Origin of the sequence: Rhodopirellula baltica SH 1, from assembly GCF_000196115.1 — a bacterium.
GTDB lineage: Bacteria > Planctomycetota > Planctomycetia > Pirellulales > Pirellulaceae > Rhodopirellula > Rhodopirellula baltica.
In genome coordinates this window covers 6,211,246-6,231,491 of record NC_005027.1, presented here as the reverse complement: position 1 = coordinate 6,231,491, position 20,246 = coordinate 6,211,246, and the positions used below count along the sequence as shown (strand labels likewise).

Sequence of the window (20,246 nt, the reverse complement as noted above, 5' to 3'; positions counted from 1 at the left end):
TTCTTGATGAATCTCGATCGCCGCGATGATCGAATGCAAGAATGGATGCGGCAACTACCCGATCCGTGGCCGTTCCCGGAGCCCGAGCGTTTCGCCGCAATCGACGGGCGTCGCGTCGCAACACCGCCACAGTGGCGTGCCGGCAACGGCGCGTGGGGATGTTACCGATCACATTTGTTGATTCTCGAAAAGTGCCTACTCGAACACATCGACTCGTATGTCGTATTTGAAGACGACGCTGGATTTGGCGACGACTTCTGCGAGCGGTTGCAGGAATTCATCGCGGAACTGCCGGCCGACTGGGGCATGGCGTATCTCGGCGGCCAACACCTTTATGCCGGCAAGAACCCGCCTCACAAAGTTAGCGAACACGTCTATCGTCCCTACAACGTGAATCGCACGCACGCGTTCATGGTGCGAGGACGCGAGGCGATGAAGACGCTGTATCGCCATTTGACTTGGAACGATTGGCATACCAAGCATCACATCGACCACCACCTTGGTCGATTGATCCAACGTCGCTACCAAGCACTCGTGCAAGGAAAGAACATCCAAAAGGAATCCATCGCGGTTTACACGCCCGATCGCTGGCTCGTTGGTCAACTGCCGACAAAGTCCAACATCTGCGGTCGAAAATGGAGTCAAACGCGGTTCTTCAACGATGCCAAAAACGCGGATCACTCCGACGCACCGTTCTTTGCCGTGCTTGGCCCGCACCGCGCTGGCACATCGTGTGTTGCGATGGTCATGCACCATCTCGGCGTTCACATGGGGAACCAGCTTGGTGGCTACGAAGCGACCGGAGGCGGCGAGGCAGTCGGGCTGGCACAGCTTTGCGAAAAGGTGATGCGTTTCCCTGCGACGGACCCGAATGTCAGCGACGACCAACTGACTCAAATGCTCAAGTCGTGGATCGTCAGTCGCAAATCGGAAGCCAATCGCGACAAGACTGTCTCTGGAGCGAAGTATCCGCACTTGTGTCGGTTCGTGAATCACCTTCACGCCGGACTGGGCGATTCACTGCGAATCATCTCCGTCGAACGAGACATCGAAGCGTCGATTCGATCGCTGCAGAACCGGAGCGAGAAACATCGTGGCCAATGGTTCGCGGCGAACGATGAGGAGTGCGAGGTTCTGCAGCGCAGTCTCCGCGACCACCGAGACAACTTCATCTCGGACCATCCCGACGTGCCGGTATTCCGGATCGAGTTCGCTGAGTTGGTGACGTATCCCGAGGAAGTGATTGGCAACTTGGTTGAGTTCCTCGGCATCACGCCGACCCAGGATGAAATCCAGTCGGCGATCGAACACGTCAATCCTGATCTCCGGAAGTTTGGGTGAGCATCATGGCGAAAAGTATTTCCACCACAGACATCACGTTCTGCATCAAGACGATTCACCGACCTTGGTCCTGCCATCGCCTTGTCAAATCGCTGCGCGAACACATCGCCGAGCCGACCATCGTCGTTGTCGACGACGGTCAACCCGAGCTTCGTTTCAGCGAGAAGTATCCCGAAACTGCCAAGCATTGCACGTTCATCAATCTCGATCGGCACGATGTGGGCGTCGGAGTCGGACGCAATGCGGCGATCGATGCTGCGCAGACCGAGTACATCTTTCTGCTCGACGACGATCACGTCGTCACGGCGGATTTTCAAATCGACCGCGTTTGCGAGTACTTCACGACGCACGAACTCGACATTCTCGCCGTCCGACAAGGTGGAGGCGGTCGACCCACGATGCTTTCGCCGCTGATGAACGGAAAGCGCATCTGGATGCACCGCGGTGAAAAGAAACGTGTCGGCACCGTAGCCTGGTGCGACATGGTCAGCAACGCGTTTCTCGCTCGCAAGGAAACAATCGCGACGCTCCGTTGGGACGAAGCCCTGAAGACCTATGAACACTGGGAATTCTTCTACCGTGCAAGTCACCTCGCCAATCTGCAAATCGCGGTCGCCACCGATTGTTCCGTCGTCCACGCCCATGTTGCCGGCACTGGATACCGCGATCTGCGTGGGCGATCGAAGTTCCGTGCGATGGGACTTCGTAAACACGGTTTCCATTCCTTGCGATATCCAGGAGGTCAAATCGTCCGTGCGTAATCAAGCCACCTTCTGTATCAAGACGATTCATCGCCCCCATTGCTGCGCCGCACTCGTTCGCAGCATTCACGACCACTATGGCGACGACCGTCCGCTGATCCACGTCCTCGACGATGGAAAACCCGAGCTGAGATTTTCGGCCGTATGCCCCGATGAAGCGGGGATGGTCGACAAGGTCATCATCACTCCCTACGACATCGGATTGTCTGCCGGTCGCAATCGGTTGCTCGACGCCGGCGACACGCCGATCGTTATCTTCGCCGATGACGATCATCTCGTCACGAATCAAACGCGTCTTCCTGAGTTGATCGCGACGCTCAATAAGCATCACGACCTCGATTTGCTTGCGGCGCTCAGTAACAACGACGAACGTCCTCGAATGTTGCGTGTCGATGGAAAGACGCTCCGCATTGCATTCGGCAATTATCGACAACATCGCTCCGTACGCTGGTGCCATTACGTCGGCAACTGCTTTGTTGCCTATCGCGACATTCTGCAAGCGATCCGCTGGGACGAGTCACTCAAGGTCGAAGAACATTGGGACTTCTTTTGGCGAGCAAAGATCGCCGGTATGAACGTCGCCGTCGATCTTAATCACTCATTCAAACATGAGCACGTTGACCCGCCAGGATATCAGCGACGGCGACCGGAGTTCTTAAAGGCCGGATTGGACAAACACGGATTGGAGAAAGTCGTATGGAAATGAAGCGAGTGATTGCAGTTCTCGACTTGCCTCCTCGGCGAGCAACGCAGAACGTGCGGGAAAGCTTTGAGGCTGCCGCGAAACGATGGGGTGCGGAGGTGCTATGGATTGGCGAGCACCTTCAAACTGTGCATCCGTTCTGGCAGAAGATGTTTGCCTGCGGTCACGTGCATCAAAAAGCCGGGCCGGCGCACGTACTGCAACTCGACAACGACATGTTGATCCGATCGGACTGCCCTTCGCCGTTTGATTTGCTGACGCCACAGCAGTTCGGAATGGTTGCCGAGCGTCAGTCAGCAAACAATCGCATCGACAATGGCGGTTGGCAGCAGCGGGCACAAGAGATTTGGGCCAGGCGATGCGGTGTGCGTCCGGCACCTACATGGCTGCATCCCAACGGGGGACTCTATCTGTACGGCTCGGAAATGTATGGGCCGATGTTCGCTCGCATCATCCGGCATTTGATTCCGACGTGGGGTGCAAGCGATCAGGCCACCGACGAATCGTTGATCGTCAATCAGCTCTACAACGACCATCCTGGCTACATCAGATTCTTGCCGCCCGATTTCAACGTCAGCATGGTCTACTCGCCCGCCTGGGCCATCAATCCGGTGATGCAATCCTACGTCTACCATTTTGTTGGTCCGTCAAAAGCTCACATTGATGCCTGTCGTTGGCAACGGCTTGATCCACCGGAGCTGCCATTTCCTGGGAACAGTCAAACACAGGAACTGATTCAGCAGTGGCGAGATGATCCGCCGGCCCAATACGACATCGGCCCGATCTTCACTCCGCAACTCGCCGCAAACATTCTGGCCGTTTATCCAGATTTGATTGTCAAAGGTCAATGGTCAGACGAGCCATGCCGATTGGATCGACGAATGCTCAGTCATACCGAAACCGGTTCGTCGCACTTGGTGCTAACCCGCTTTCTTCTGCAGCTTGGCGTCAACGCTCGACGCTTTCGACTTCGCGTTAAGGAGGACGCCAATGCAACGCCACAACTTGCCGGCACTTGAGTATCACCTGGCGCACGGTTGCAATCTGTCCTGCCAGCAATGCAGCCACTACAGCGACCATCATTTGCCCGGTGCGATGCCCACGATCGAGCAAGCCGATGCCGACTACCAGAAATGGTCGCATCGTCTGAAGCCGACTTGGTTTGCGTTGCTCGGCGGGGAGCCTCTGTTGAATCCCGCGATTTTGCAACACATCAAGCTGGCTAGGCAGCATTGGGACAGCGACTTGATGCTGGTGACCAACGGGTTCTTTTTGCATCGGTTTCCCGAGCTACCAAAAGTACTCGTCGAAACGAACTGCCGTCTCGAAGTCAGCCAGCACGGAACACACGACGAATATGTCAAACGCTTTCGTGAAGTCAAACACCTCGTTTGGCGCTGGCGAGAACAGTTCCCCGGCGTCCGAATCAAAATTCGACAGTCGCACCGCGGCTGGATGCGGCAATACAAGGTGGCCAATGGCAAACCGATGCCGTTCAACTCCCAGCCCGACGCCGCATTCAAAGTCTGTATGCAGAAAACTTGCACGCAGCTATATGAAGGCAAACTTTGGAAATGCCCCGCACTGGCCTACTTCGCCAAGCTCGAATCCAAACTGAGCCTGCATGATTTGCCGCAGTGGCAACTCTTCCGCGACTACCAAGCGTGTTCGCACGAAGCCACTGACGCTGAATTGCAAACCTTCCTCGAAACCAAAGCCATCCCGCAGTGCAGCTTGTGTCCCAGCAAACGCACCGCGTTCTCCCATCCCAATCCTCTGCAACGGAGTGCCCTGCAATGACGTATCCTTCCGACTATCCCGAAATGCCGCCCTATCCATTCGTCCCACCGTTTGATCCGCCCGGCAGCGAGTCGCCCTACGATCCCGAGGAGGAAGACGACGGTCCGATCATTCTCACGCCGCCGCCTTTGCCGCCTCCGCCAGTGTGGCCCGACGACTATCCGCCTGGAACGCCCGATCCCGGCCCACGTCCGCCATGGTGGCCGGACGATTGCCCTTGGCCGCCTCCACCTGAAGAACCGGTCGTGATCGAGTCACCGCCGCCAATTCACGTCTGGCCGCGACTGCCGCCGGATCATCCCTATCATGTTCCGCCCGGCTACTCTGCGCCAGACAACCTTCCGCCAGGTCACCCCGGCGAAGCCTATCCGGGTATGCCCGACTATCCCGTCGTTCATCCCGGCGATTGGGGAGATGACTGGCCCAGCTATCCAGGATTGTATGACGATTGAAAATCGTATTCACGTCAAACCTTCTACACACAAGCCAGCATCATGCTGGCTTGTGTCGTTTGGCACCGCCGGTATTCGATTTGTCGGAGGGAATGTACAACTAGCACTTCGTAACAAAACGTTTCATTTCAACATGGAGACACGAAGTGGCCAAGAAGAAAGCAACCAAAGCAGCCGTCAAGAAAACGCCTGCCAAGAAGAAGGCGTCAACGCTCAACGACATCTACAATGAAGTCGCCCGGAAAGCAGATACAGACGGCGTGAAAATCAATGTCGCTGAGACCAAGCGAGTGCTGGCGTGCTTTTTCGACGTTCTCGAAGACTACAAGCCAGCCGACGCGTTCGACTTCGTCGCCAAAGGTCTGAAGCGTGCAGGTACTCGGCGTCGCTAAGATGACGGCGAAGCAGGTTCTATCAGCGCTTCGTGAGGTGGCTCGCGAAGATAAGGCTGCGTTTTTGCCTGGGTTCTTCCAGGCGGTGCCCGGCGGGTACGGCGAGGGCGATCGGTTTCTCGGTTGCGTGGTGCCGGACCAGCGGAAGGTGGCTCGGCAGTTTCGTGATTTGTCGCGGGATGAGCTTGTAAAACTGTTTGCGTCGCCATGGCATGAGTGTCGGCTGACGGGAATGCTGATTCTGGTAGGTCAGTATGAGCAGGCGGCAAAGCCGAAAAATCCTCATCGTGATTTTGAATGCCGCGAGATTGTGGACTTCTACTTGGCGAACCTGGCTGCGGTGAACAATTGGGACGTCGTTGATTCGACGGCTCCAAAGATTCTCGGGGCCTGGCTGGTTGAAAACTACGATGAACGAATCGTTCTCGATCGGTTGGCGACGAGCGAGGTGTTGTGGGAGCGACGCGTTGCGGTGTTAGCGACTCTCTCGCTCATAAAGAACGACGAGTTCGAGGAAATCGTCGAGCTTGCCGAGCGTCTGATGGACGATGGGCACGATCTGATGAACAAGGCGATTGGATGGATGCTTCGCGAGATGGGGAAACGCGATCAGTCTCGATTGGAAAAGTTCTTGAAGAAGCATGCCAAGACGATGCCACGAACTATGCTTCGTTACTCAATTGAAAAGTTGTCGAGGGACGACCGAACGAAATGGATGAACCAGTGACCAAGGAGCTTGTTGAGAAAGTCGAAGCCATCGTCCGCGAACGCATGGACGGACAGGCTGCCGGTCATGGCATGGAACATGTGCTTCGGGTGCTGGTGTCTGCGCGTGCGATTCAATCAGAAGTCGGCGGCGATTTGCAGATCGTTGAATTGGCGGCTTTGCTGCACGACGTCGGCGATGCGAAGTTCCATGAAGGTGTGGAGCGGAGTGCCGAGTTCGCCCGTGAAATTCTAAGCGGCCTGGGTGCGGACTTCGATTTGATCGAGCATGTCGCTCATATCGTCGACAACATTTCGTTTCGCAAAGGAGACTCTGCGAAACCGCTATCGCTGGAAGGCAAGATCGTGCAAGACGCGGATCGCCTGGACGCACTCGGAGCGATCGGGATCGTACGGACGATCGAATATGGCTCGGCATTTGGGCAACCATTCTATTTGCCTGACGCCGGTGACGCGAAGACAGGTGTCGGGCACTTTCACGAAAAGCTTTTTAAGCTGAAGTCGTTGATGAACACCGACGCTGGCCGGCGTATGGCGGGGGACCGCGAGGCGTTCATGCGAACGTTCTTGAATCAGTTCTTGCTTGAGTACGGTGAGTTGAAAGGATGAAGGCGGAGGGATGAAGGATGAATTTGAAAAGGGAGTATTCAGCCTTCATCCCTCCTCCTTCCATCAGCCACGCTGCGACTTGGCTCGGAACCGACGTTGCTCGTTGCCAGAGTCGGTTTTTGCAAACTTGGCTTCGTGCTTGGTCGTTCGGCCTTGCGTTCGCTTTCGCCACATTTTGAACGAGTTCGCCGTCATCTCGGATCGCATCAGCTTGATGACGTCTCCGGGTGAAAGACCGAACTGGGTACGGATCGCGTCGAAGCTCGTGCGATCCTCCCAAGCCATCATGATGATGCGGTCGATCTCGCCTCGCGTAAGTTCGTTGTCTTGGGGATCGGTCATCGAAGGAATGAAGGATAAGGGCTGAAGGATGAATTCTCGTCTGCATTGTATTGACCCGGCGAATCATTCATTCAGCCCTCATCCTTCAGCCGGTTCGCTCAGCAGTCGACCTTCGAGAACTGTTACCGCAGTGCCCGCTAGGTGAACGCGACCCCCTGCGACTTCGCAGTTCACCGTGCCGCCGCGAGATGAGGCTTGGTAGCCAACCACCGACGTCTTCCCAAGTCGAGCCGCCCAGTACGGTGCCAAGCAGCAGTGGGCCGAACCGGTGACGGGGTCTTCATTGATCCCGCATTGAGGTGCGAAGAAACGGGAAACAAAGTCGGTGCCGTTCGATCCGCCGGCGGCCGACACCATCACCCCGCGAGTGTCGATGTCCGCGATCGTGTTGAAGTTCGGCCGAAGCGATTCGACGATGCTCGCATCTTCGACAATCACCAGCAGGTCGTACTTGCTCCGTAAAACGGTCGCTTCGCGGATTCCCAACGCGCCGCGTGTTTGCTCGGCAACTGTCGGATCGACATCGTCGCTGGGCGGAGTCGCTGGAAAGTTGAGTGTGATCCGCGAATCGGATGGTGTGCAGACCAGTTCGCCGCTTCGCGTTTGAAAACGAATCGGCTGACCAGCCTCGACACATGCTTGTTCGATCAAAGTGTGTGCCGCGGCGAGGGTCGCGTGACCGCACAAGTCGACTTCGGTGGCGGGCGTGAACCAGCGAAGGTGGAAACTGCCTGCGTCATCGGTCGGCACCACGAACGCGGTTTCCGATAAGTTCATTTCCATGGCGACGTTTTGCATCCACTCATCGCTCGGATAGCGTTCCAAAATGCAAACGGCAGCCGGGTTGCCGGTGAAGGGCCGATCGGCAAACGCGTCGACCTGCCAGATGGGGATGCCGTCGGAAGAGTTCATTCAATTCTCGGTTCGGATTTCGGTTTTGACGTAATTGGCGATGAAGCATTCGGCGTGTGCTTCAAACTACATGTGACTGAGTTGATCGCTTGCTGGTTCACTGTGGGGATTATTCAAACTGTGTGCGTTGACTAGAATCACCGTTAAACAGTTTATTGCCTGCGGTTTTTGTGCACCATGAGTGACTATCCCTACAACTTCGACGTCAAGATCACTGAGACGCTGGTCTACTTGCCGAAGCACATTGTCTCGCAGTTGGACTTCGGAAAGTCGAAGCGTCTGCGGATCGACGGCGAAATCAACGGCATTCGCATTGAGTGCGGCTTGATGCCCGACAAGGGCAAGTGGTGCTTCATGGTGTCGAAGAAACTGCAAAAGTTGTGTGGCATCGCACCCGGCGATACGGCAAGTGTCAGCTTCGACATCGCGGACTCCGAAGCCGTCGTTGTGCCGAAGGAACTGCAGTTTGCACTCGAAGCGAACGATGCTGCGATGTCGGCCTGGGAGAAGTGGACCGCGGGCAAACGACGTGCTCAATGCCATCGCGTCTCGTCGGCGAAGCGGGTGGAGACTCGGGAGCGACGTGCGGAAGAAGTGATTGCTTTGTGTTTAGCCGAACTGGGGATGCAAGCCGGCGTGACGCCGTGGCAGGCGTTTGAGAACCTCGACATGCGAGCGGGCACGATCACGGCAGTCGCGAATCTGCCCAAGGCGCGCAAGCCCGCATACAAGGTCACGGCTGACTTCGGGTCGGAACTGGGCACGAAACGCACGAGTGCTCAGATCACCGTGAACTACAGCAAAGACGAACTGGTTGGCCGCCAGATCATCGGCGTGGTGAATATTCCGCCGAAGCAGATCGGTACGTTCATGTCCGAGTTCCTGATCGTGGGATTCTATCGCGATGACGGATCGGTCATCCTTGCGATCCCTGACAAGTCGATCCCCAATGGTGCAAAGCTTGCGTGACGAGATACATCATGACTGAAGCAGAGAAAGAGAACCTGATAAACCTGCTCGATTCGCTCGTGATGGCGGCGGTTCCGAAGGCGTCGAAGGTCGCGAAATATGGTGGCACGCTTTACACGTTGAAGCCGGATGAAAAGGAAGGGCAGTTCTGCGGTGTGTTCCCATACAAGGCTCATGTGCAGTTGTCGTTCGCTCATGGGGCTTCGCTCGACGATCCCGATGGGTTGCTCGAAGGCGGCGGGAAGTTCCGTCGCCACCTGACGTATAAGAGCACGGACGATGTCGATGCGAACGTCGTCAAGCGTTTCTGCAAAGCCGCCATCAAACTTTAGCCGAGCAAAGTTCTCCAATGCCTTACATCAATGTTCAGATCACCAAGGGTGCCACTCGCGAGCATAAATCGCGATTGGTCCGCCGTATGACCGACGCTTTGGTCGAAGAACTCGGCAAGAAACCTGAATACATTCATATCGTCATCCAGGAAGTGGACGACGAGGATTGGGGATATGCTGGAATGCTGACTGACGAGTGGAAACGGCAACAGCAATCGCAGCAGCAGTGATTGAGCCGGCGATTCGCGGATAACGGGTCAGCGGCGTTTGCTACCCGACTACAGTTCTATTAAACCACAGTCCCAGCAAACCGAGCCAAAACCATGCTCCCATTCGTCCGCCTCTGTTGCTTTGGCGCGATCGTCGCAGTGCTATCCACCTCCGTTCATGCCCAAACCATGACTAGCCTGTTCGATTTCACTCAGTCCAGTGACACGGATAAATGGCAGATCGTCAACGACGGTGTCATGGGCGGTCGATCGAGTAGCCAAGCGTCGATCGTGAGCGTGGACGCTGGCGGCGAATCGAAGGGTGAAACCAATGCGATGCGGTTCACCGGCAACCTTTCGCTCGAGAACAATGGCGGGTTTGCTTCGGTGCGGTCCCGACCCAACGGCTCACTGGGCCTCGATCCCGGCGAGACGATCATGTTACGAGTCAAAGGTGACGGACGACGCTACACATTCAACCTCTACACTCCCGATCGCCGCACCGCGTTCTCGTATCAATTGGAGTTCGACACGAAAGCCGGTCAGTGGACCGAGGTCAAACTCCCCGTCGATAAGTTCGTCGCTCATTCCTACGGCCGACCCATGCCCAACATGAAGCTGACGCCCAGCCAAGTTCATTCCGTCGGCATCTTGCTCGGTGACAAGAAGCCAGGGCCGTTTGAGATCTTGGTTGACTCGATCGTGGTTGAGTGAGATGAGTGAAAAGCAAAAGATGCTCGCCGGTCAACCTTGCGATCCCGCGGACCGCGATCTGACGAACGAGCGTCTGCACGTCCGGAAGTCACTGCATGTGTTGAACAACGGCGAATCGGACAAAGCTGGCTACTCCCTTAGCTCGCGGGCGACGGTGAGGTAGTAGTTGCGAGCGGTTGCGTTGACCATGGTGCTGGCGAGATTGGTTAGTGCGTTCGCCTTGACTTGCTTCGCGTTTTTGTCGTCCGGGTTGATTGCAAGCAGGTGATCGGCGAGTTGTGCGGCCCATTGGTTATCGTCGGCGGCCAGCGCATCGTGGGCGGACTCCATTAGATTGCCTACTCCTCCGGCAAGTTTCGCAACACGTTCTGCTTCTGCTTTTGGTGAGAGACGAAACAAATTGGAAGGATTGCCGTCGAACCAGCCGAGGTAACCATTGAAAACGCTTCGTACTCCCCACTCGGGATGTCCGTAGAACGGTTGCAAGTAATCCTTGCTGGCGAGGTTTTCGGGAAGTTGCACGTACTCGACCAGTTCATCGGGCGTGAGTCCCTTGTTCATTCCCTCGACGGTTTTGTCGTGGATGAACTGAACGGCATCACGGTAATCGCCGAGGACTTGTTTGACTTCGTCTGCTCCGACAATCGGTTTGGTGTGGCCACCGACCAAGGCGACCGCATTGTTGGCAGACATATTAGTGAGGCTGTCGGCCCACAGGCGAACGCTACGGTTGGGAGTCCCTCGAATCGCGTACAAGTTTGGAAACGATCGGTAGAAATTGTCGCCAGCGAAGAGTACTTTGCCAGCCGGATACCAGACGAACAGTTCGTCGTTGGTCTCACCGGGTGCTGACACGAGTTCAAGTTCAACTCCGGCCACGTTGATCGTCTGCCGATCTCCTTCGAGAAAGTGTGACGGTTTCGACTCCGCACCTGACGCGAACGCGTGGCCGCCGCTCTTGGGGTATCGAACCGGGGCGACGCCGTTGTTGATCCGTTGCTCCGGTGGCAACTTGAATCCAGCTTGCCTTGCTGCTCGGACTGATTGAAACGTAACACCGGCATCCGTCAATGGACGGTATTCGCTTCCGAAGTTGTTGTGAGCCCAGATTTGCGGTCGCTCTGCTCCAAGAAACGAAGTCACACCGCCGGTATGGTCACCATGTGAGTGCGTGAAGATGATCGCCTTGACCGGTTTGTCGGTGATCTTGCGAAACTCCGCCACGATGCGATCGGCGTCGTCTCGCGTCATTCCCGTATCGACAATGACAACGCCATCGTCACCAACGATCATCGAAACGTTCGCCGGACTGAATCCGACTGCGACGTGGACTTTATCGGCGACTTTGACGATTTGTTCTTCAAACTGTTTCGATTGTTGCGTCAGCTTTCTGGTCGCAGCATTGTCTTGTGCAAAAACGGGGGCCGCTACGAGCAGCAGGATCAATGGAAGGAAGAGTCGGTTCATTTTGGTTCTCTCTGTTGATGGGTTAAACGCGTCGTTGAATTCGTGGCTCGGCGATCTCCGGCTATTCTGCCAAGCGGAAGCCGGAGAACTGCCAGCGTGCGTCCGCTGGGAAAAAGTTTCGGTATGTGTCGCGAATATGCGACTGCGACGTTGCCACGCTTCCTCCACGCAGGACGTATTGATTGCACATGAACTTTCCGTTGTACTCGCCGATCGCACCGGGCGGTGGGCGGTAACCGGGATAGGCTTGATAGCTACTCGCAGTCCACTGCCAAACGGAACCAAAAAATCCACCCGATGACAACGTCGGGTGAATGGCGTAGCCGCCTGCGAACAACTTGTCAGCGAATTGGCCCGTATTAGCTTCTGCACGCGTCTCGGTGAGACTTCGACATGCGACCTCCCATTCAAATTCGGTGGGGAGTCGTTTGCCAGCCCATCGTGCGAACGCATCCGCCTCAAAATAGCTGACATGACAGATGGGCCAATCGGGATCGACCGGCGTAAGCCCTGCCAATGTGAATTGCATCCATCGACCATCTCGGCGCATCCAGTAGAGCGGTGCGTTCCAACTCCGTTCCTTGACCGCGTTCCAGCCGAGTGAGAGCCATAACTCCGGTCGCTCGTATCCCCCATCGTTGATGAACTCAATGAACTGTCCACAGGTCGTCAAATTCAACGAGATACGAAATGCCGGAAGAAATACCGTGTGACGAGGCAGTTCATTGTCGAAACAAAACCCATCTCCATCGTGTCCGACGTCGTATTTGCCATCGGTGATCTCTGCCCACGAATCCGTCGTCCCATTTGACGGCGCAAACTCGCGGTCTTCATACACGGGCAACATCGGATTGGACGCCAACGCATTCTTGATGTCCGTAAGGATCAACTCCTGATGCTGTTGTTCGTGGTTCAAACCTACGGTGATCGTTTCAGCATGCCGAGCAACGAAGTCGGGCGATTGCAATCGGCTGAGCAACTCCCGATCAACGTAACGGCGATACTCCCGAATGCAATCAAGTCCAGGCCGCGAGATCGTTCCCCGGTTGGGTCGGGGGAATTGCTCGCCAATCGCGTTGTAATAGGAGTTAAACAGATAGGAAAAGTGCTTGTCAAATACCGTGTAGTCCGCTTCTTGTTTCAGTACGAACGTTTCAAAGAACCATGTCCCGTGTGCGAGATGCCAACGCACTGGGCTCGCATCCTCCATCGACTGCACCATGCAGTCTTCCGGCGAAAGCGACGCCGTGATGCGATCGGTAAACCGCCGAACACTCTCGAATTGTTTGCTCAAGCTCGAATCCGCAGCGTTCTCATTCATCTGCCGCTCCGTCTGGCACAAGATGCAGCAAGCCGAACAGGCCTTCGCTGTCCGTCCACTGTTGGTGCAAGCTGAAACCATGCGGCCTAGCCAGTTCGGCGAAACCCTCGATGCTATACTTGTGCGAATACTCGGTCAGAATCTTCTCGCCTTTCGCAAAATTAACGACTGTGTCTCCGACCATCACGTTTTGATCCACAAGACTGACAATCGAAATTTCGATGCGATGATCCGTCGAGTTGTAGATCGCTTTGTGCTGAAAGTTGGGCAAGACGAAATCACCATTTAGCTCACGGTTGATACGCTCCAATAAATTCAAGTTGAATTTTGCGGTAACGCCTTGAGAATCATCGTAGGCAGCGACAATGGTGGACACATCTTTTTGAAGATCAATGCCAATCAGCAACCCACCTTGGGGGCCAAGCAATTTGGCGATCGACGCGAGAAGTCCTGCTGCCTCTTCCGGCGTGTAGTTGCCAATCGTCGATCCCGGGAAATAGAGGGCCACGTGCGAATAGGGGGCCTTGGCTGTCGGCAGCGAAAACGGTTTCGTAAAGTCGGCGACCACAGGACAAATCTCAATTCCAGGATAGCTTGAACGCAAGTCGTCGGCTGTCATCAAAAGATGTTCTTCTGAAACGTCGACTGGCACGTAGGCCACCGGATCAATCAGTGCATCCAGCAGAATTCGAGTCTTGATCGAACTGCCGCTGCCGAATTCAATCAGCATAACACGCCGATCAATTTGGTGTGCGATCGCGTCTGCGTTTTCACTCGTGATGGCGAGTTCCGTTCGCGTCAGATAGTACTCGTCGAGTTCGCAGATCTCATCAAACAGTCTTGATCCGGCACCATCATAGAAGTATTTGCAAGGCAGCGTTTTTTTCGGTTTCTGAAGTCCTTCGATGACGTCGGCAAAGAAGTTCTCGCTGGCATGATTTTGTTCGAGCGTATTGATAGTGTCGGTCCCGTTAAATCAATGTTGAGAAAATACCCAGGCACGGACGGTGCTACTCTTGTGCTGAGTTAGCCTTGAGTCGGTCAAAGTATGCTTTCCAGCCTTGGTGCTTGCGACCAGCAGCAAGGCAAAAATGGCTTTCGTTATTCACGGCTCCGTTGCGGATGCCTTCATAGATGCCCGCAATTACCGTGCCGAGGAACTCGCCGAGTTCTGCAATGCGGTCTTCGCGATACTCGCCAACTGTCATGGTGCGATATTTCAGCTCCGTACCATACGCGTCGTTCAAGTACTCGGCCAACTTTCGCTGTGTGATCGCTTCGCCGTGCAGATTGTACGTCTGGCCGTCGTGCTTCGATTCCGTCAACATGCGGGCGTAGGCAAAGGCCAGTTCGCCGCGAGTTGTGTAGCCGCACTTTGCGTCACCAGCGCAGTTTGCAATCTCACCACGTTGTTTGTAGGTCTCGATGTACTCGACATCTGGTTCAATATAGATACCGTTGCGACCGATCACCCACTGAAGGCCGCTGTCGCGAATGTCTTCTTCCGTCTGGCGATTACTTTGGACAACAGGTGAGAACGCAGTGCCTTCTTCTGCGCCTTGAATGCTGGTGTAGACAATCTTGCTAACACCCGCCTCCTTGGCAGCTTCGATGACGTTGCGATGTTGACCAATACGCTTCGTGGGAGCGTCCATTCCAGAAACGAGTAACAATGCGTCGATACCGCGAAGTGATTCCCGCAATTGATCGCGCAACGTGTAGTCGCCCTGGCGTACTTCGACACCGAGCGATTCGGCTTTGCTAGGAGTGCGTGCAAGTCCGATAACGTTCTCTTTGCCGACGATTTCAACGGCGGCGTGGACAATTGATCCGCCCAAGTTTCCGCTGGCGGCAGTGACGGCAATTTTTGTCATTGAATTCTTCCTACTCATAGATTTGTGCGTGGTCGACGAGGGTAAGCTACCAACTGATCGCTGCCCGTTGGCTTGGGCTTGTCCAATTCAACATCGAGCAACGACTTCGGATCGTCGATTGGCAAGTATCGAGTGAGTGCAACAGCTCTCATCTTATTCTGCTGTGTGAGGATTCCATTACTGCTGAGTTGCTCTTCGAAAAAATCGGCGGATCAATCGTCGGATTCCAAGCGTCACCAGAGCCGGCACGCCCATTAAAATCGCAATTTTCAGCAGGGGACCAATGAACCGGATTGCCCCACTGGGATCACTTCCTTTCACCCCCTCGCCAACATCGGACGCGGCCCCCGCCCTCATTCCCGCCGCCCACTGAGTCTGATCGAGTGGTGCGATTAGTAACACGACGATGGAAGCAGCGACCACGATGAACAGGATTGGCCGAATGGTCTCGCGTAACGCTGGCATTACGGATCAACTCCTTCCGCGGCGCTAGATTGTCTAAGTCGGTGCAAAACATACTTTTTGACATTGGTCGCAATCCATTTCCAGTGCATCGCTAAATGGATTCCAATCACGAGCATCAGAAGGTTGGCACTGATGTCATGGATAGCGGACCAAAATGGGTCAATCGTGAAACGAATTCCCAGTGCTGGCAACGCCGCTTCCGAAATGACCACTCCTGAAAAAGTCGCCGTCACAAACAGGAAAAACAGCATCCAGTCCAGCACATAATTGAAACGAGCGTGACCGGGAGTCGGATTGAAAAAGCGTCGAGTCGTGTTGACAATCCACTGCCAAGCGAAGATTAGATGCAGGAAAAATGGAATGATGATCAGGAAGCTCGCCCACTCATGGACCGTGATTCCAGTCGCCTGCGGCGCGAGCACCAGTACCATGCCGACAAACATGCAGAGATCGAGCCAAACGCGTACTCGCGCGGCGTTCGCCTTTCCTTTCTGAGTGGTTTCTTGTTTCGTCGCGTAAATCTCACTGGTCCCTTTATGACGCATCGCTTAATTGAAGACTGGCTCGGCAAGTCGTTGGCCCTACCTGGTTCCGCCAACTTGTTCGCTGTCTAGTCGTTTGGCCTTTTTGTGACCCTCATCGGATTGACCAAGCTTCCAATAGCTCGATAGATAGAGGTGTGTTTTCGGAAGATTGTTATGCTCTTGCAAGAAGGTCCTCAGCACACGCATGCTATTGAATTCACAGGCGGCCCAGACGGCGGGTTGTCCTTCCAACCAGGGCAATGCTCGAATCTTGGAAGCAAGGAACAAACCATCGACCTTGGGGCGTGAGTTGATCTCCCAGTGCAGTTCAATGTTTCGCGGATGCGTCAGTTTTTGGATGTCGGCACGACTGGGAACTTCAATTACAGCGTAGCCGACAGCGTCCTCCGGCAGTTGACTGAGGTGGACGCTGATCGCGGGAAGTGCGGTCATGTCTCCCGCCAGCAGAAACCAATCGGCGGAATGGTTGATTAGTTTTTTAGGCCCCGGTCCGGCGACTGTAATGCGGTCTCCTGGCTGAGCGTCGATCGCCCAGGTTGACGCCGGACCCGGCGAGTCATGCAAGACGAAGTCGATATCAATCTCGGTTGGTCGCTGATGCCTTACCGTATAGGTTCTCAGAAGTGGCTTCTGGCCATCGCGTTGAGGAATTAGCAGCTTCAAATAGGCGCTTTCCTGGTCAACGGGGAATGCCGAAAGGGCATCGCCACCTAACGTGACGCGCAGCATATGCTCGGTGATCGGTGCGGAACGAATCACTTCCAGTTCCATCGTGGTGCGACTAGCCATGGGTTGAATCTCTGCTTCTGGAGGTATCGGATGGATTCAAGTTTTCACTCAAACCGGGGGCATCTTGAACGATCGCACTCAGACCATGCCGCCATTGGCGCGCAGGGTCTGACCGTTGACCCAAGCTCCATCCGGCCCAGCGAGAAAGGCCACAACATTGGCAATGTCTTCGGGAGTCCCCAATCGTTCAAGCGGCGACGCTTTCGACAACTTCTCGACTAACTCATCGGACTTGCCTTCTAGGAACAATGCGGTGCCCGTCGGTCCGGGAGCGACTGCGTTGACCGTGATGTTTCGTCCGCGCATTTCCTTCGCCATGATCGCCGTCATCGTTTCGATGGCGGCTTTGATGCCCGCATACACGCCGTATGTTTCAAACTTCATCCCGACGACCGTGGTGGAGAAATTGATGATCCGCCCGCCATCCCGCAGGCGAATTCCAGCCTCGCGCATGCCGTTGAATGTGCCTCGAAAGTTCACAGCAACCTGAGCGTCAAAGATCGCGTCGTCGCAGTCCGCGATCGAAGCCAGTTTCATGATGCCGGCGTTATTCACCAGCACATCGACACCACCGTAAGCTGCCTCGGCGCTGTCGAACATCCGTTTGACCGCGGCGGAATCGGAAACGTCCGCCTGGACTGCGATGGCATGACCGCCTTCGGTCTCGATTGTGTTCACGACCTCGCTCGCGGGATCCTTACTGCCAGAATAATTGACGAGGACGTTGAACCCATCTCTGGCCAGACGCTTGGCGACGGCTGCCCCGATCCCACGCGACGAACCGGTGACGATTGCAGTTTTTTTGGTTGTTTCATTCATGTCAGTCGACCGTTGGTGTGTGCAGAATAGGGTTGTATCAGGTGTAGATGATGCCACCCATCAAACAGCATCGGACTCCTGCGTTCCAAAGAGCTTCTGATCCAGCGAGAACTCACCGGGCCCTGTGACAAAGATCACGGCATACACAGCGAGGTAGACCGCTGCCAGTTCTTTTACCTTCCATGGGTCACTGCCGTGAACCAAGAAGAGTGCAACACACATTGTGAACGCAAGGTTCAAAACGGCGAATCGTGTGCCAAGTCCAAGGATCAATAGTACCGAGCAACCGACTTCGGCACCGATGGCGCAGAGAAGGCTTAGCTGATGTCCCATTCCTAGCGGATCAGGGAAGCTTTCAGCCATCGCCGTAAAGCCCATCAACTTTTGAATGCCATGGACAAGCATGAAGCAGCCAAAGGCAATGCGTAAGCCAAGCATGCCGAGTGAAACTTGTTGGGGGGTTCCAAGTAATAGTCGTTGTTTCATTATCTTGTTCCGGATGATGTTTTCGTTTTAGTTTCGCGAATCGTAGCGGACGACATTCAATCGTCGTGTGTTGCTTAGTTCAGTTCAGCTTTGCGAGACGACAGATTCAAATGGATCGTTAGACGTCCCTCGTTCAGCAACCATGGTCGCACGACATACGACCGCGCTCCCTTCGCGTGCATCGGATCGGCATCAGCAATTTTTCGGGCCTCCGTAGTATCGTCTGCGCGCACGATGATCATTTCCTCGCCTTCGCAGAACTTTTCGTCCGATGTCCAGAACGGGCCCGCACCAAAAAGTATCCCGTTCTTTTCGATCTTTCTCTGGTAGTCGAGGTGTTCCTCCAGAACGTCCATCATGGGAGCAATCCCATTGGTCAACGTGGTGAAGATTGCATAGAGCTGCAATTGCATCATGCTGGTCGTTGCGTTCAACGATTTTTCTTTTGGAAACGACTCTTTGACCTTTGCGGAACTTGCTTCCTGGCCCAACGAAACTTTTGCGTTTCCCGAGTTTGTCGACACCTTGGTTGCTCGACCGGCATTGGAACCAGCAGGCAATTCATTGAGCCCGCTTTGCTCCTGTTCCGCTGCTGGTTTCGGCTCCTCACGAACTTCGCGAGCGACGGTGAGGGAATAGTTGCGTGCGGTTGCGTTGACCAGCTTTCGAGTCGCGGCGTTGTCTTGTGCGAACAGCGGGGTTGTTAGAAGCAGAAGTGTGATTGAAAAGTATCGTTGAATCATCTTGGATTCTTTCAGGGGAAGGGGGAAGATCGAACGTGGCGGGGGCTTCCAGCGGTAGCATTCACTGGGAACTGCGACTGGAAGCCCCAGTCACTTTGAACAAAGAGTGACTAAAACCACAACTCGCTCAACTGTCCGGATTCAAGCTCGTTGGCATAGCTCAAATAGTAGTTTCGGTTAGGCGCGTTGTACTCGCGTGCCGCCAATTCTCGCAGCGCCTCGATTTTCACCGTGCGGGCCAGCTTTCGATCTCCATCATCCAGCCATTTCAAATGTTCCGAAAGCTCAAGTGCCCATTGGTAATCTTGATTCGCCAGTGCGGCGTTCATCTGTTCGGTTAGCTTATTTATGCCACCCGCCAGCTTGGCAATCTTTTGCGCCTTGACCTTGGGTTCCAACGGATTCAACGTCGTCGGATTGCCGTCGTACCATCCAAGCAGCCCCGCATAGATCGCTCGCACTGCATGAGGAACCGATCCATAGAACTCGATGAGGTACGGTTTGTCTTTCAAATGCTCTGGCAACTTGACTTCGTGAGCGAGTTGGTCGGGACCTTTGCCGGCGTTGATGCCTCGCACCGTTTGGTCGTACACACTGCGAATCGCTTCGCTGTAGTCCGTAAGTGCCGTCGTAGCCGCTTCCTGTCCTTGGATGGGCATCGTGTGGCCAGGAACGACAACGTGTGGTTTCAACGCGGCCATCTTCCCGACGCTTTCGGACCAATTCAGCACGTCGCGATAGGCCGTGCCCCGGATTGCATACAGGTTGGGAAAGGAGCTGTAAAAATTGTCGCCCGCCAGCAACACCTTCTCCTTCGGGAGCCAGATAAACATCGCGTCGTCGGTTTCCCCTGGGCCGATGTGGAATTCGATTTCGACACCCGCGATCGTCGTTTTGAGTCCGCTGCTGGGAACGGTGACGGTCGGTGGAAGGAATCCTTTGCCGCGATCGCCATCGTCTGTACCCGCCGGTGCAACACCGCGGTTGATAATCTCCGACGACGAGAGATTCCGTCCGAACTGGCGAATATTTCGCTTCTGCTTTACCGGATCAACCGCTTTGTTGACGCCCTCGGCCGAACCAAAGGTCTCCGTGCCATAGATGTCCGGTTTCTCATCGCCGACAAAGGCACTGGCTCCACCAATGTGATCGCCATGGCTGTGAGTGTAGATGATCGCCTTGACCGGCTGGTCGCTGTATTGCCGAAAAGCCTCAGCCGCTTTGGCTGCACTGGTTGGACCGAAAAGAGTATCGACGATAATCACGCCGTCCGTTCCGACGATCATTGAGGTGTTCGCTCCGTGAAACCCAACCGCGGTGTAAACGTTGTCCGCAACTTTGACAACTCCCTTCTCGAACTGTTGCTGCTGAGCATTGAGCATCCGAAGTGCCGTGTCGGGCTCGACCTGCGTTTGTCCGCTGGCAACGCCAGCAGCCGTTACCAAGAGGCAGAGAGTAGCGATAAGATTTTTCAT

The 20,246-nt window shown here is 55.0% G+C and carries 27 protein-coding genes; 14 read left to right on the top strand and 13 right to left on the bottom strand.

What is annotated here, in order from left to right:
• Window positions 1–6: 6 nt before the first annotated feature.
• From RB_RS24045 to RB_RS24005, 9 genes are all read left to right on the top strand, one after another.
• Window positions 7–1,341 (top strand): glycosyltransferase family 25 protein, encoded by a 1,335-nt coding sequence (locus tag RB_RS24045; RefSeq protein WP_164922438.1) that lies wholly within the window; start codon window positions 7–9, stop codon window positions 1,339–1,341.
• 5 nt (window positions 1,342–1,346) lie between these two features.
• Window positions 1,347–2,102: a glycosyltransferase family 2 protein gene (locus tag RB_RS24040; RefSeq protein WP_231845936.1), complete on the top strand. Its 756-nt coding sequence runs from the start codon at window positions 1,347–1,349 to the stop codon at window positions 2,100–2,102.
• Window positions 2,095–2,808: a glycosyltransferase gene (locus RB_RS24035; RefSeq protein WP_011123310.1), complete on the top strand. Its 714-nt coding sequence runs from the start codon at window positions 2,095–2,097 to the stop codon at window positions 2,806–2,808. The genes RB_RS24040 and RB_RS24035 overlap by 8 nt, the downstream gene beginning before the upstream one ends.
• Window positions 2,805–3,824 carry a hypothetical protein gene (locus RB_RS24030; RefSeq protein WP_231846517.1) on the top strand — a complete coding sequence of 340 codons (1,020 nt, stop codon included), beginning with the start codon at window positions 2,805–2,807 and terminating at the stop codon, window positions 3,822–3,824. Before RB_RS24035 ends, RB_RS24030 begins: the two co-directional genes overlap by 4 nt.
• The gene (locus RB_RS24025; RefSeq protein ID WP_231845935.1) at window positions 3,796–4,605 is read left to right on the top strand and encodes a radical SAM protein; all 810 of its coding nucleotides are present in this window, start codon (window positions 3,796–3,798) and stop codon (window positions 4,603–4,605) included. Before RB_RS24030 ends, RB_RS24025 begins: the two co-directional genes overlap by 29 nt.
• Entirely contained in the window at window positions 4,602–5,057 is a 456-nt protein-coding gene (locus tag RB_RS24020; RefSeq protein ID WP_011123307.1) for a hypothetical protein, read from the top strand. The genes RB_RS24025 and RB_RS24020 overlap by 4 nt, the downstream gene beginning before the upstream one ends.
• A 146-nt stretch (window positions 5,058–5,203) precedes the next feature.
• Window positions 5,204–5,449 carry a hypothetical protein gene (locus tag RB_RS24015; protein ID WP_011123305.1) on the top strand — a complete coding sequence of 82 codons (246 nt, stop codon included), beginning with the start codon at window positions 5,204–5,206 and terminating at the stop codon, window positions 5,447–5,449.
• 1 nt (window position 5,450) lies between these two features.
• Complete coding sequence (locus tag RB_RS24010) at window positions 5,451–6,176, top strand: DNA alkylation repair protein (protein ID WP_164922437.1); 726 nt, start codon at window positions 5,451–5,453, stop codon at window positions 6,174–6,176.
• Complete coding sequence (locus tag RB_RS24005; RefSeq protein WP_011123303.1) at window positions 6,161–6,784, top strand: HD domain-containing protein; 624 nt, start codon at window positions 6,161–6,163, stop codon at window positions 6,782–6,784. Before RB_RS24010 ends, RB_RS24005 begins: the two co-directional genes overlap by 16 nt.
• A 63-nt stretch (window positions 6,785–6,847) precedes the next feature.
• Here RB_RS24005 and RB_RS24000 read toward each other — a convergent pair whose 3' ends face one another.
• Window positions 6,848–7,126, bottom strand: coding sequence for a TIGR03643 family protein (locus RB_RS24000; protein WP_164922436.1), 279 nt, complete (start codon window positions 7,124–7,126; stop codon window positions 6,848–6,850).
• Between the two features lie 78 nt (window positions 7,127–7,204).
• Window positions 7,205–8,038: a PhzF family phenazine biosynthesis protein gene (locus RB_RS23995; RefSeq protein WP_011123301.1), complete on the bottom strand. Its 834-nt coding sequence runs from the start codon at window positions 8,036–8,038 to the stop codon at window positions 7,205–7,207.
• A 177-nt stretch (window positions 8,039–8,215) separates the two neighbouring features.
• Here RB_RS23995 and RB_RS23990 point away from each other — a divergent pair, with 177 nt between their 5' ends.
• From RB_RS23990 to RB_RS28640, 5 genes are all read left to right on the top strand, one after another.
• Window positions 8,216–9,007 carry a tRNA-binding protein gene (locus RB_RS23990; protein ID WP_164922435.1) on the top strand — a complete coding sequence of 264 codons (792 nt, stop codon included), beginning with the start codon at window positions 8,216–8,218 and terminating at the stop codon, window positions 9,005–9,007.
• 11 nt (window positions 9,008–9,018) lie between these two features.
• Window positions 9,019–9,339: a DUF1801 domain-containing protein gene (locus RB_RS23985; protein ID WP_164922434.1), complete on the top strand. Its 321-nt coding sequence runs from the start codon at window positions 9,019–9,021 to the stop codon at window positions 9,337–9,339.
• A 17-nt stretch (window positions 9,340–9,356) separates the two neighbouring features.
• A complete protein-coding gene (locus RB_RS23980) occupies window positions 9,357–9,569 on the top strand; it encodes a tautomerase family protein (protein ID WP_011123298.1) in 213 nt (70 codons plus the stop codon).
• Window positions 9,570–9,662: 93 nt separating this feature from the next.
• Complete coding sequence (locus tag RB_RS23975; RefSeq protein WP_011123297.1) at window positions 9,663–10,262, top strand: CIA30 family protein; 600 nt, start codon at window positions 9,663–9,665, stop codon at window positions 10,260–10,262.
• 1 nt (window position 10,263) lies between these two features.
• Window positions 10,264–10,425, top strand: coding sequence for a maltose acetyltransferase domain-containing protein (locus RB_RS28640; RefSeq protein WP_164922433.1), 162 nt, complete (start codon window positions 10,264–10,266; stop codon window positions 10,423–10,425).
• Here RB_RS28640 and RB_RS23965 read toward each other — a convergent pair.
• The 11 genes from RB_RS23965 to RB_RS23915 all read right to left on the bottom strand — a co-directional run bounded on the left by RB_RS23965 (window position 10,392) and on the right by RB_RS23915 (window position 20,246).
• Window positions 10,392–11,729 carry an alkyl/aryl-sulfatase gene (locus tag RB_RS23965; protein WP_011123295.1) on the bottom strand — a complete coding sequence of 446 codons (1,338 nt, stop codon included), beginning with the start codon at window positions 11,727–11,729 and terminating at the stop codon, window positions 10,392–10,394. The two genes, RB_RS28640 and RB_RS23965, sit on opposite strands and share 34 nt — an antisense overlap.
• 61 nt (window positions 11,730–11,790) lie before the next feature.
• Window positions 11,791–13,050, bottom strand: a complete 1,260-nt coding sequence (gene egtB / locus RB_RS23960) for an ergothioneine biosynthesis protein EgtB (RefSeq protein WP_146537106.1) — start codon at window positions 13,048–13,050, stop codon at window positions 11,791–11,793.
• Complete coding sequence (egtD, locus tag RB_RS23955) at window positions 13,043–13,927, bottom strand: L-histidine N(alpha)-methyltransferase (RefSeq protein ID WP_231846516.1); 885 nt, start codon at window positions 13,925–13,927, stop codon at window positions 13,043–13,045. Before egtD ends, egtB begins: the two co-directional genes overlap by 8 nt.
• Before the next feature lie 133 nt (window positions 13,928–14,060).
• Window positions 14,061–14,924: an SDR family oxidoreductase gene (locus tag RB_RS23950; RefSeq protein ID WP_164922432.1), complete on the bottom strand. Its 864-nt coding sequence runs from the start codon at window positions 14,922–14,924 to the stop codon at window positions 14,061–14,063.
• A 177-nt stretch (window positions 14,925–15,101) separates the two neighbouring features.
• The gene (locus RB_RS23945) at window positions 15,102–15,389 is read right to left on the bottom strand and encodes a hypothetical protein (protein WP_011123289.1); all 288 of its coding nucleotides are present in this window, start codon (window positions 15,387–15,389) and stop codon (window positions 15,102–15,104) included.
• Window positions 15,389–15,832, bottom strand: a complete 444-nt coding sequence (locus RB_RS23940; RefSeq protein ID WP_164922431.1) for a DUF4405 domain-containing protein — start codon at window positions 15,830–15,832, stop codon at window positions 15,389–15,391. Before RB_RS23940 ends, RB_RS23945 begins: the two co-directional genes overlap by 1 nt.
• A 138-nt stretch (window positions 15,833–15,970) precedes the next feature.
• On the bottom strand, window positions 15,971–16,723 hold the full coding sequence (locus RB_RS23935; RefSeq protein WP_011123287.1) for a siderophore-interacting protein: 753 nt from the start codon (window positions 16,721–16,723) through the stop codon (window positions 15,971–15,973).
• A 78-nt stretch (window positions 16,724–16,801) separates the two neighbouring features.
• Window positions 16,802–17,542 carry an SDR family oxidoreductase gene (locus tag RB_RS23930; RefSeq protein ID WP_146405354.1) on the bottom strand — a complete coding sequence of 247 codons (741 nt, stop codon included), beginning with the start codon at window positions 17,540–17,542 and terminating at the stop codon, window positions 16,802–16,804.
• Window positions 17,543–17,602: 60 nt separating this feature from the next.
• Complete coding sequence (locus RB_RS23925; protein WP_011123285.1) at window positions 17,603–18,028, bottom strand: DoxX family protein; 426 nt, start codon at window positions 18,026–18,028, stop codon at window positions 17,603–17,605.
• Window positions 18,029–18,102: 74 nt separating this feature from the next.
• A complete protein-coding gene (locus tag RB_RS27925) occupies window positions 18,103–18,771 on the bottom strand; it encodes a YciI family protein (RefSeq protein ID WP_011123284.1) in 669 nt (222 codons plus the stop codon).
• 110 nt (window positions 18,772–18,881) lie between these two features.
• Complete coding sequence (locus RB_RS23915; protein ID WP_011123282.1) at window positions 18,882–20,246, bottom strand: alkyl/aryl-sulfatase; 1,365 nt, start codon at window positions 20,244–20,246, stop codon at window positions 18,882–18,884.

Coding starts and splice junctions, on each gene's coding strand:
- RB_RS24045 (WP_164922438.1), top strand. CDS start 7: ATGAATCTCGATCGCCGCGATGATCGAATGCAAGAATGGATGCGGCAA.
- RB_RS24040 (WP_231845936.1), top strand. CDS start 1,347: ATGGCGAAAAGTATTTCCACCACAGACATCACGTTCTGCATCAAGACG.
- RB_RS24030 (WP_231846517.1), top strand. CDS start 2,805: ATGAAGCGAGTGATTGCAGTTCTCGACTTGCCTCCTCGGCGAGCAACG.
- RB_RS24025 (WP_231845935.1), top strand. CDS start 3,796: ATGCAACGCCACAACTTGCCGGCACTTGAGTATCACCTGGCGCACGGT.
- RB_RS24020 (WP_011123307.1), top strand. CDS start 4,602: ATGACGTATCCTTCCGACTATCCCGAAATGCCGCCCTATCCATTCGTC.
- RB_RS24010 (WP_164922437.1), top strand. CDS start 5,451: ATGACGGCGAAGCAGGTTCTATCAGCGCTTCGTGAGGTGGCTCGCGAA.
- RB_RS24005 (WP_011123303.1), top strand. CDS start 6,161: ATGGATGAACCAGTGACCAAGGAGCTTGTTGAGAAAGTCGAAGCCATC.
- RB_RS24000 (WP_164922436.1), bottom strand. CDS start 7,126: ATGACCGATCCCCAAGACAACGAACTTACGCGAGGCGAGATCGACCGC.
- RB_RS23995 (WP_011123301.1), bottom strand. CDS start 8,038: ATGAACTCTTCCGACGGCATCCCCATCTGGCAGGTCGACGCGTTTGCC.
- RB_RS23990 (WP_164922435.1), top strand. CDS start 8,216: ATGAGTGACTATCCCTACAACTTCGACGTCAAGATCACTGAGACGCTG.
- RB_RS23985 (WP_164922434.1), top strand. CDS start 9,019: ATGACTGAAGCAGAGAAAGAGAACCTGATAAACCTGCTCGATTCGCTC.
- RB_RS23980 (WP_011123298.1), top strand. CDS start 9,357: ATGCCTTACATCAATGTTCAGATCACCAAGGGTGCCACTCGCGAGCAT.
- RB_RS23975 (WP_011123297.1), top strand. CDS start 9,663: ATGCTCCCATTCGTCCGCCTCTGTTGCTTTGGCGCGATCGTCGCAGTG.
- RB_RS28640 (WP_164922433.1), top strand. CDS start 10,264: ATGAGTGAAAAGCAAAAGATGCTCGCCGGTCAACCTTGCGATCCCGCG.
- RB_RS23965 (WP_011123295.1), bottom strand. CDS start 11,729: ATGAACCGACTCTTCCTTCCATTGATCCTGCTGCTCGTAGCGGCCCCC.
- egtB (WP_146537106.1), bottom strand. CDS start 13,050: ATGAATGAGAACGCTGCGGATTCGAGCTTGAGCAAACAATTCGAGAGT.
- RB_RS23950 (WP_164922432.1), bottom strand. CDS start 14,924: ATGACAAAAATTGCCGTCACTGCCGCCAGCGGAAACTTGGGCGGATCA.
- RB_RS23945 (WP_011123289.1), bottom strand. CDS start 15,389: ATGCCAGCGTTACGCGAGACCATTCGGCCAATCCTGTTCATCGTGGTC.
- RB_RS23940 (WP_164922431.1), bottom strand. CDS start 15,832: ATGTTTGTCGGCATGGTACTGGTGCTCGCGCCGCAGGCGACTGGAATC.
- RB_RS23935 (WP_011123287.1), bottom strand. CDS start 16,723: ATGGCTAGTCGCACCACGATGGAACTGGAAGTGATTCGTTCCGCACCG.
- RB_RS23930 (WP_146405354.1), bottom strand. CDS start 17,542: ATGAATGAAACAACCAAAAAAACTGCAATCGTCACCGGTTCGTCGCGT.
- RB_RS23925 (WP_011123285.1), bottom strand. CDS start 18,028: ATGAAACAACGACTATTACTTGGAACCCCCCAACAAGTTTCACTCGGC.
- RB_RS27925 (WP_011123284.1), bottom strand. CDS start 18,771: ATGATTCAACGATACTTTTCAATCACACTTCTGCTTCTAACAACCCCG.
- RB_RS23915 (WP_011123282.1), bottom strand. CDS start 20,246: ATGAAAAATCTTATCGCTACTCTCTGCCTCTTGGTAACGGCTGCTGGC.